Annotated in this window: 8 protein-coding genes; 1 reads left to right on the forward strand and 7 read right to left on the reverse strand. The window is 65.6% G+C overall.

Annotated elements, in window-relative coordinates:
• From AC1DKD_RS35015 to AC1DKD_RS35045, 7 genes are all read right to left on the reverse strand, one after another.
• On the reverse strand, positions 1–684 hold a 684-nt coding region (locus AC1DKD_RS35015), incomplete at its 3' end, for a transposase (RefSeq protein ID WP_477144305.1).
• Complete coding sequence (locus AC1DKD_RS35020) at positions 614–1162, reverse strand: tyrosine-type recombinase/integrase (RefSeq protein ID WP_477144304.1); 549 nt, start codon at positions 1160–1162, stop codon at positions 614–616. The genes AC1DKD_RS35015 and AC1DKD_RS35020, both read right to left, overlap by 71 nt.
• 159 nt (positions 1163–1321) lie before the next feature.
• Positions 1322–1573: an H-NS family nucleoid-associated regulatory protein gene (locus AC1DKD_RS35025; protein ID WP_477103186.1), complete on the reverse strand. Its 252-nt coding sequence runs from the start codon at positions 1571–1573 to the stop codon at positions 1322–1324.
• Positions 1574–1846: 273 nt separating this feature from the next.
• Positions 1847–2398, reverse strand: a complete 552-nt coding sequence (locus AC1DKD_RS35030; RefSeq protein ID WP_477103184.1) for a hypothetical protein — start codon at positions 2396–2398, stop codon at positions 1847–1849.
• On the reverse strand, positions 2395–4584 hold the full coding sequence (locus tag AC1DKD_RS35035; protein ID WP_477103183.1) for a phage integrase family protein: 2190 nt from the start codon (positions 4582–4584) through the stop codon (positions 2395–2397). The genes AC1DKD_RS35030 and AC1DKD_RS35035 overlap by 4 nt, the downstream gene beginning before the upstream one ends.
• Before the next feature lie 13 nt (positions 4585–4597).
• Positions 4598–5323 carry a competence protein CoiA family protein gene (locus AC1DKD_RS35040; protein ID WP_400094966.1) on the reverse strand — a complete coding sequence of 242 codons (726 nt, stop codon included), beginning with the start codon at positions 5321–5323 and terminating at the stop codon, positions 4598–4600.
• Between the two features lie 54 nt (positions 5324–5377).
• Positions 5378–5794, reverse strand: coding sequence for a lysozyme inhibitor LprI family protein (locus AC1DKD_RS35045; protein WP_400094968.1), 417 nt, complete (start codon positions 5792–5794; stop codon positions 5378–5380).
• Positions 5795–7423: 1629 nt separating this feature from the next.
• Between AC1DKD_RS35045 and AC1DKD_RS35050 the strand changes: the two genes are divergently transcribed.
• A complete protein-coding gene (locus tag AC1DKD_RS35050; RefSeq protein ID WP_477103182.1) occupies positions 7424–8287 on the forward strand; it encodes a hypothetical protein in 864 nt (287 codons plus the stop codon).
• The last annotated feature ends 1433 nt before the right edge of the window (positions 8288–9720 follow it).

A 9720-nucleotide genomic window follows, 5' to 3' on the forward strand; every position in this document is an offset into this window, starting at 1 on the left:
TTCGACCCGGCCCATTTCGCGTAACGGCTCCAGCTCGCTGGGGCTCGGATTGCGGCCGTGCTCCCGCACGATGAAGGCGCTGCCGCGACGCTGCCACCCGGCAAGAATCGCCCGGGTGCTGAAGTTGCGATCGGCGATCCACAGTTCGGCCGGCTGGGCCGATGCGAGCAGGGTTTCCATGATGGCCCGCTCCTGGGCRTGCGCATCTTCACAGGGCACCAGATCGACGATCATCGCCGTGTCCGGGTCATAGACYACCAATGACTGCCCTGGCAAGGCCGCACCCCGAAACCCCCGCAATGGTTTCAGGCGCTTTTCGCTCGCCGGCAAATGGCTGCCATCCACGATGCGCAGGCGATAGCCATTCACCGATGGCGGCTGCTTGCGCAACATCGGTTGCWCGACCGGCCCCARCCGCTGCGCACTGCCTTGCACCAGGSCACGAACCAGCCCCGGCTCGGTCCGGCTKAGCTTGTCGTACAGCGCGGTGATGGAAACCGGCAGCGCCGGACTGGCCTTGGCTGCCGCATGCACCGACGGGCGCAGCCCCACGGCGACCAGCGACATGATTTCCACCGTCGTCGAGAACAATAACTCSCGCGTGTACTGCGTTTCACGCTCTTGCTCGAACAAYTCGTCGATCCAGGCCGGATCMAGGGCGCGTTGCAACCCCAGGCGCGCCATCACGCTRAYMGGGCTGTGTTCGAGAAAGCGTTCCACYACTGCGTCCAGTACCACGCCATTGACTCCGGTTTCTGTTCGAGAACACGGAGGGTGCCCTAATTTTCGTCACCTTGAAAGGGGTGGGCATAAGACCGCGATACATGCGGCGGTCCATCGCCGCGCCCTTGTCATTTTCCCACCGCAATTCGATGTAGCGTTCCAGGGCCGCGACTGTCTTCGGGTGGCTCAAATAGATGCAGCGCTGGCGACATCCCTTCGTGATCGAGGCCCGCAAGGTCACCTCTTCGCGGATTTGGCCAGGCGGTTGAAGTACGTCAGCCACCTCGATCCGAGCGATCTCTGACACCCGCATGCCACAGGTGAATCCCAGCAACAGTATGAGCACATCACGCTCCGGGTGCCGGCTGGTGGCCTCCGTCACGCGGAGCAAATGGCGGATCTGGGAAGGCTTGAGGGTCTTGGCGCGCTTGATGTGCATGGTTTCTCCAATCTCGGAATACGCTCGATTTCGAGCTGCATTACGAGAGAGAAACGGCAAGCACTCCTTTCCATCATAAACCGGCTAGTTTCTTGGCGTCCTCGGAAAAATGCCTGTGCGGCGTGACGGCGCCGGCTCGGCCTGGTCGGGCGCGTAGCTTCAACCCACGCGGAAATGCTCGACCGACTGCCCCGCATTGACCGCCCGGTGCAGCCAGGCCGGCATCTCGCCCTGCCCGTCCCATTTCTGCCCTTCGGCGTTGCGGTAGATGCGCGTCGGCGCGGGTGCCGCCGGCGGCGCGTTCTCGGCAAAGCAGCCGGCTGCCTGCAGGTCGGTCAAGGTCAGGCCGTGCCTGGCCATCTGGACACGGATCCACACCGTGGCTGCGGCGCGCTCGATCTCAAGAGACATAGGTATAACGTTTTGGGAGTCGGAAAAGTGCAACGATTTGGGGGCGCACGATCATTCACTCTTGCCGGCATCCCACACCGCCTGCATCGCCTCCATGCGTCGCGCCGCCTCGGTGGTCACGTAGCGCGTGGTGGTATCGAGCGAGGCGTGTCCGGCAATCTGCTGCACCATCTTGAGCGGCGCCCCGGTGGCCAGCGCGTGGGAAATACGGGTGTGGAGGCTGCCAGTGCGTGCTGGCGGCRTGCAGCCGCTTGCCGCACCCGCCACCAAATGCTACCCGCCGCTGTTGCGGATCAGTTCGATGTCTGCCATATCGCGCGTAACCGCCGCCTGGGCCTTCTCCAGGTCGGTCGCCACCCAAACGCCAGCGACGATGCGCTCCGTTAACGAGTTGATGCCGGCCTCTTTTGTTCGGATCAAATCCTCTCTCCTGGGTATCCGAAACACGGTGGCTCCGAAACGTACCGGTTGGCTGGCGACATACATCTCATCGAAATCCATGTCGCCCACCGACGTGAGGATATCGATGTCGGGCGCCATCTCATTCGGGAGCGCCGCCCGCGTACCGGACTTGTGGAGCCGGTCCAGCAGACTTTCCGAACTCGCACCGGCTAGGCCACGTAGGACTGCGTGAACCTGGTTCGGTGTGAATCCAGTAGTGCTCATCCAAACATCCAAGTCATGTGTCGGTCTGAGAATACCAAGTCCCTGCATCGCCTTCCCGCCGATAACCACGTAGCGTGCGCCCGCTTGGTTCATGGCGAGAATGAAGCGGCGCTGCACCTTCGTCATGAGGCCAAGTCTGGTCAAGGGGGCATTCTTCATTGGGCCTTCCCTTCGTGGAAGAACCGCTTCATCGCCGCCATGCGCCGGGCATCCTCGGTAGTGATGTATCGGGTAGTTGTGTCGAGCGAAGCGTGGCCGGCGTTCTGCTGGACCATTTCCAGCGGCGCACCGGCCGCGAGCGCGTGGGAAATATGCGTGTGCCGCATCCAGTGGGTGCTGGCGGCGCGCAGGCGCGCCGCGCCGCGCGCATCCACCAGGTCCAGCTCGCTGGCGCAGGCCTGGAAGAAGCGCTTGATCTGCCGGTACAGCGTGGTGGCGGCCAGCGCGGCTTGCGCGCCGGCGCGATCGGCCTTGGCCCACGGCGCCCGCTCGGCCTGGTCGGTGGCGTGGCCCAGCAACGCGACGCCGCCCGCGATCCGGTTCGCCGCCGGGTCCGCGGCAAAGCCCCGCGCCACCAGGTACCGTCCCAGCGCCTCGATCGCCGCCTCCGGCACCGGCACCCGACGCGGCTTGTTGCCCTTGCCGAGCACGGTCAGCCACCAGCCCTCCTCCCGCGCCTTGGTGCCGCCGCCTTTGGCACCGGGCAGGCTCACCCATTCGAGGTCGTCGGTGGTGACCGACACCACCTCGGACAGGCGCAGACCGGTGGCGTACAGCAGCGGCAGCGCCACCTGCAGGCGTTGGTTGGCCGAGCTTGGCGGCAGCCGCGCGAGGCAGCCGGACACGAAGGCCCATTGCTCCTCGGTCAGGCTGCGGCCCGTGTCCATCTTCGGCTTGACGCTCTTTGGCACATGGATGCCCTGCCACGGGTTGCCGGCCAGGTAGTTCTTGTCGTTGAGGTAGCGGTAGAGATTGGTCAGTATCCGCACCGCCAGGGCTTGCGCCGCTAGCGACAGCGGCCCCTCGAAGGGGCGCCAGACCGGGCTCCAGCGCTCGCGCGAGCGCGGCGCGCACCAGTCCGCCGGGGGCGCCGCGAGGAAGTCACGGTAGGCCAGGCAATCGTCGGTGTCCATCGAGGACAACGGCTTGGCGCGCACCACGAGCGCCCACAGCAGGAAGCGCTCGGCTTCCCGGCGGTAGCCCCGCTGGGTGTGCGACAGGTAGTGCAGCCAGTCCAGCGGACCCGGCAGCGTGGCCAGGTCGCGGCGGCGCTCGCGCAGCCGTGCCACCTGCTCGGGCGGCAGGCCGGCCTTGGAGCGCAGCCAGGACAGCACCGCCTCATAGTCGTTGTGGGCGCCGATCAGGCAGCGCGCTTGCGGCAGGCGGTAGGCGCCGGCGCGGCCATCCAGCTCGGCCGGCAGGATCAGCTTGTCGAGGGGCACCAGCGCGCCCGCGCGGGATCCGCGCGGCACCACCGCCGCGAGCTCGTGCGCATAGCGCTGGCGGCGCGGCACCGCCACGTGGGCGCCGATGCCCTTGCCGAGCGTTTCGGCATGGGTGCGCAGGAAGGCCTCGACCGCGCGGGCCTTGCCGGCCCCGATCGCCGGCAGGCTGCGCGCCCAGCCGCTGCCCAGGCTGTTGATGCGGTCGATCAGGTCGGAGAGCGTGGCCACGCCCGCCGCCTCCAGCCGCGTGGCCAGAGTGTCGGCTAGCCACGCGCGGCAGGCGTCGCCGGCCAGCACCGGCTGCGCGTACTTGCCCTCCAGCCAGTCGACCGCATCCAGCTGCCGGCGCATTAGTGCGGCGCGCTTCGCCTCCCGCTCGAGCGCCCGGCCGAAGCGGGTGCGGTACGCCTCCTGCTGCTCGGCCTGGGAGAAGCCGTCGAGGCCGGCTTCGGCGGCGAAGTCTTCCAGCGACGGCAGGCCCTCGCCCGGGCGCCCGATCTGGCGGAAGTCGACCCGCACCAGCCGGGCCATGCCATAGCGCTCCGCGCGGCCGGCGGCGGCGGCCAGCTCGCCGCGCAGCCAGGCCGTGACACGGCGCACCTTGGGGTGACCAGCAAAGCTCCGTGCGGCGCGGTCCTGCGCCGGCAGTTCGTCGTCCACCCCGCCCGGGCCGCGGGCGGCAAGCTCGGCTTCCGCCTCGATCTCGCCCTCGTCCAGCAGGTAGCGTTCCCACATCGGACGGGCATGCAGGCCCTGGATGATGGCGCGCAGGAAGCCAAAGTGGCCGCGGTGCAGATGGCGTCGCGTGACCGTGCGCCGGCGGCGACGGGGCGCGGCGGCTGGCGGCGCCACAGTGACGGAATCGGTAGGCAACGAGGCAGCCGGGATGGTCGTGGTCATGGTGATGGTGCCGTCAAGTCGCCGCAGCCTGCCAGACCCAGCCGGTGCCTACCAAAAATAGCGGGGTGGCGCGGAGGAAGCCAGTCGCGAACGCCGCCACGCAGAGATTGGCCACCGCTCGATCGCGCGGCCACACCACCACTTCCGCACCGGCCACAGTCCCGGAGTGGTGCTTGGCATTGTGGGCACGGACAGGAAACGCGGGAAAGTCGGCATGTCCGGGATAGCGGCACGCGCGCGCGGGGTCCCGATAATAGAGGCTATCGCTGAAGGCGTGGTAATGGTGTCCCTGGATCAGCCAGACCACCTCGACGCCGGAAGCGTGGTAGCGCAGCGACCGGCGCTCGTACTCCTCCAGCGTCTGCGGCGACAGCTGCACCTCAAAGGCCACCTTCCGGCCCTCGCCCTCGGCCAGCACATCTGCTTCCCATGCCTCGCCCGAGGGCGAAGTCCCACCCTGCTCCGGCGCAGCCCGGTAGCCGGCCGCGCGCAGCCCCCGCACGAGCTCGGCCTTGATCTCCAGATGCATGGGCGACTCCGGCTGATAATTTGGATCGCGCCCGCCCGGCGGGTGCGCGAAGAACTGCAGCCCGCGAATGCTGCGTTTGAGCACCGCGGGCTGGCGGTTGCCCTTCATCACCAGCGTGCCGACGGGCAGGCGGCGCAGCGCAGCCCACGCGTCCGGCGAACAGGAAATGGAATCGATCGGCTCGCCGGTCAGCGTGTGGATAGCGGTCAAGGGCATGGTCGTGGCAGTCTTGGCGACGGAGGAAGGCAGCAGCGCGGCGCGATCTCAGCGCGACGCGCGCTTGGCGAACGCCTGCAGTTCCATGAGCCTGGCTTCCGAGAGCCGGACTTCGCAGCGCAGCCGGTCCGAGGGCGCCATGGTGCGTTTGGCCCCATCGTCGGCGTGCATGGCCCGGGCAAGGTCGGCCTCACTCTCGCATTGCGCCTGGCGGTAGGAGGTCCAGGCGGCCTGCGCGGACGCGAGCAGCTCGCGCCGGCGCGGGTCGGCCGCCTGGCGCAGCGCTGCCAATGCGTTGGCCTGCTGCTGATCTAGGTCACTGCGGGTTGTGGCGAGGCAAGCGGCATCGAAGCGCCACAGCGCGTCCGTCTGACAGTCCGGGACCGCGCTGGCGGCCAGCGCAATGGCCGGCGGCAAGACGGCGGCAATGGCCGCAACGGCGAATCGGGCGGGCAGGAAGCGCATGGTCGCGGGCTCCATAAGGTTGCGTGCGGTCGCGTGACCCGGACCGGGGCAGCCACCGCCCCGGCCAAGGTGGGTGACCAAGGTGGGCAAGGCCTAGCGGGCGATGTGCGCCATTGTAGCGCGAGACGCTTCCGGCGCAAGGGGTCATGCGTACCTTATTTTCGCAGTGCATGATTATTAAGGTAATCATGTACTGGTAAAACGTAAAAACAGATGTCGCCAGGCCCAAGCGCCGTTCGCACACCTGATCCCCTGTGGAAGTCCGACCGCCGATGTGGACGCGGCAGATCTGGCCCAACCGCCACCAGCGCCTTCACCCTGGCCGGGCGGCAGCCACGTGTTGCCCACCGAGGGACGGCTCGTGGCCAACGAACTGCCCGGGCCCGACGGGCGGAAGCGGTTCGGATCCCACCCTGGGTGCCGGGGTGTTTTCCGACGCCCTCCACCGACGCCCCCCTGGCACTCTGGGGTCGATGACGGCCCGCGTGCCGAGTGTCGAGCACAGCCACACCAGGATGGCGACGCGCCGATCGACGGGTGGGGCGTCCGGCGCGCCAACCTGCACCACATCTGCCGGCTATTCGACCTGCCAGCTGCCGAGGCAGCGCTCGCGGTGTCCGTTCTATGACGACTTCCGCGGCGACGCGGAGTCAGCATTGCAAGCTCAATATGGAGCGGGTCATCGAAGAACTTGAGGGGTGTCGCGTCGAGCTGGGATTGGGACCCTTACGGAGGCGTGACGTCGTCTGCACAGGCCGCTTACAGAGCGTCGTGCGACCGGACGGCACCCGATGGGAAGTGACGATGTATTGCCAGCACGAGGTGCTTTGGACGGTACTAATGGGTATCATCGCAACCGCGATGGACAGCACCCGAGTGTCTTGAAATGCCCCGGGGCGAGTCGGCCAGGAGAGGGTCCGGCTGCGGGGGCCAATGGCGTCGGCCTGATGGTGGCCCCGTCGAAGCTCGGGTCGGGTGAGCGGTGGCCAGCCCCGCCAAGCGGCTGCAGTGCCACCCCTCTCTAATCTGCACAACGGCAAAGCCGTTGCCGTCCCCATCCAGTTCGAGCTCGCTGACTATTCACTTGGTGGCCGGGCCTTCGTCGGCCGGGTCAGGCCGGCGGCGAGGCGAGGACGGCGACACAGGGAGGCCGCGTTTCCGCCGGCGTCCTGCGGTGGTGCAGCCTGGCCTGCCGAGCGGCGGGTTCGCCCCCAGCGCGACGGGGTAACCACGACGCCGAGGACTCGCCCAGAATCGGGGGACAACTCTGCCGACCTGGCTGGCCAGCCGCATCATGCGTCGGCTGGTCAGGTCCGCTTCGTCAAGGGATCAGGGGCAACCTCTGGCCTTAGAAGCACTAGCGAACCACGACCTCAGCGAGGCATACCGCATGGCTTCGACGATGTAGCCGCCCTCTTCGCTCTGGAGATTGTGATGAAGACGGCCCTAGAAAGCCAAAACCCCGCTTGCGCGGGGTTCTGACTCTAATTACGGAGGCACGTCCGGAATCCCGGACCACCCCCGTCTCATAGTGGATTATACCTGATTATCAAGTATCCGTTCAGGCATTTCTATGGTGAGTGTTGAGTGCCGTATCATGGCACCCACACGTCCCTCGTCGCCCTATCAATGCAGAATCACCTCACAGCGCCGCGCCTGGCCACGGTTCAACGCTTCTTCGACAGCCGGTCGAGCACCGATCTCATGGGCAGCTACAGCTGGTGTCAAGCGGTCGCTGCCGCCCTACTGCCCATTCTCGGTGACTTCGAGGTGTCGCTGCGCAATGCGTTGCATCGCAGCCTTTCTCAATTCTACGCCTCGACGGATTCCGCACCCTGGATGTTACCGATCTCCGGGCCCGTTCACGCCGGTGCGCCAGTCCCGAAAACGCCACATTCGATGTCTTCGATCGACAAGAAAGAAATCGAGAAGATCATTGACCGTCGGTCCAAGCGGGGGCGCGCCGTTGGCCACGACGACATTGTTGCCGCACTGTCGTTCGGTTTCTGGGAACAGCTTGTGAACGGCTTAGGTCGAGCAAGTCACCCCAACGGACTGCAGGCGAGAGCGCTGACACTGGCCTTTCCAGCTGCGCCGGCGGGAACGATCTACGCTTCTCAGCAGTTTCGCGAACGTATCGTCCGGCTGCTCCGGGCAGTGCGTGACGTCCGCAACCGGATCGGGCATCACGACGCGATCTGGGCCATCCCTGAATTCGATATGCAGGGCTATCCGGGCTTCATCCCCCGCCGGCCGCGCCACACGTTAATCAGCACCCGATTGTTCGCGTCGCGCATCGCCTGGCTGGCGTCCTGGATCGATCCTGCCGTCGGCAACCACATTCAACGCTCTGATCATTGGGATTGTCTGCAGCGGCTTCTGTCACGCCATGCGCTTGCCACATACCGCCGGCGCGGTGGCCGCGCCGGGAGCTACGACGCGGTGATCGAAGGCAGCGATACGCTCGGTCACATTGGTGCGTTCCATTTCTGAGCTGGCCCAGCCCAAGTTTGGAGCACGGAGTGTGTCGCTCAAAGCCAAGTTGTTCCGGCGATACGCGCCCTGGTGAGCGATACCCGCCCTTCCCTGCCAGCCGTTGATCGGCAGGACGTGCGTTGATCGAAACGGGCAGCCGGAGCCACATTCTATACGAATTTTCAGTATATAACTTTCCACATTTCCGGGCACAGTCCGGCGCATACATTGCTGTTGATAACGGCACCAAGCGGCTGCTGTGGAGCCTGCGATCTGTGCGTTCAAGGTTCTGCAGCCCCTGGCAAATTGGCGCTAGCTCGAGTACGGGCGAACTGACCGAGACTGCGGTCCAAGGCGGCTGTGCGGCTGGCGTTCATACCGTCCTCAGCCGGCCACGCAGGATCGTCCTAGCGGCTGCCAGGTGCTCGTCGATCGCCTTGCGAAGGGGCCTAGTGCGAGGATCCTGGAGGGTCCGTCGCCGGCAGCCGGCTCCATAGGGTGAGCATAACTTCCAGGTGTTCGAGGGCACGTGCCTGTGGCAGCGCGGAGGTCACGCCGTTGGCCCAGATCACCAAGGAGGCTTCGTCAACGCTCCAAGTTGCGCCATAGGCCCGACCCAACGTCATGCCGCGGAGAGCGTCAACCAGCGTGGCCAACCGCTTCATGATAAGAAACAGGCCCGATAGGCGCAGCTGCTTTTCCTGAATCAGCCAGGCCAGGTCCGCTGGAACGGTTTTGACTTGGATTTTCGTGAAAYGAGCCGGCTCGGCCGGTCGTTTCTTCGTAGAAGACTGTTGGTGTGTGGGGTTACGTCTCTGATCGGCGCTAGGTCCTTGTCGGCGGGAAGCGTTGAAAGTGCGCTATCGCTCACGTGTTATGCAACCACTACCGGCTTGCTGCGGCAGCCGTCTGCTAGGCCGAGGCGTTGGATGGGCCCACGTCGTGTAGGCCGTTCTGCCAACGCCCTTCAGGTTGGCCGCAGACGGATATGGGGGAGCTACATTCGCGGTTCCATCACCTCCCATGGAGCAGCGGCGCTTGGGCATGTTGGCGCTAGCCTGAGTACCGGCTGACTTACTACTTGCCACATGGCGAGCAGCGACTGTCTTGAGGAATTCGTTGCAAGGACATGAGCGGTCCGCCCGATCACAAAATCTGCATTCTTGGACTGCTAGCACGATGCTTTAAAGGTAGGCGTCCCTGGGCTCCGACTCTTCACATGGGAGGAACGTCATAATCTAGCCCATAGCCCCCGAGATTCGGAAAATGCTTGGTCGCCGCCCTTGCTTGCTGGACTTGTGAACTGGTGCTAGGGGGATTCACCGGAAGTCCAAAGGTCCACGGTTGTCACGTAACAACCGTCAACACGCACAGGGCTCTCAGGGCTCGTGCGCATCTCCGAATCGATACGAAGCAACGGCAAGAACAATTCAGAACGAGAACGTCCATTC

The sequence above is a fragment of the Cupriavidus sp. 05T313 genome, from assembly GCF_056396665.1.

What these genes read in the sequence shown, in the direction of transcription:
- AC1DKD_RS35030 (WP_477103184.1), bottom strand. Translation starts at nt 2,398, where the DNA reads ATGAAGAATGCCCCCTTGACCAGACTTGGCCTCATGACGAAGGTGCAG.
- AC1DKD_RS35025 (WP_477103186.1), bottom strand. Translation starts at nt 1,573, where the DNA reads ATGTCTCTTGAGATCGAGCGCGCCGCAGCCACGGTGTGGATCCGTGTC.
- AC1DKD_RS35045 (WP_400094968.1), bottom strand. Translation starts at nt 5,794, where the DNA reads ATGCGCTTCCTGCCCGCCCGATTCGCCGTTGCGGCCATTGCCGCCGTC.
- AC1DKD_RS35050 (WP_477103182.1), top strand. Translation starts at nt 7,424, where the DNA reads ATGCAGAATCACCTCACAGCGCCGCGCCTGGCCACGGTTCAACGCTTC.
- AC1DKD_RS35035 (WP_477103183.1), bottom strand. Translation starts at nt 4,584, where the DNA reads ATGACCACGACCATCCCGGCTGCCTCGTTGCCTACCGATTCCGTCACT.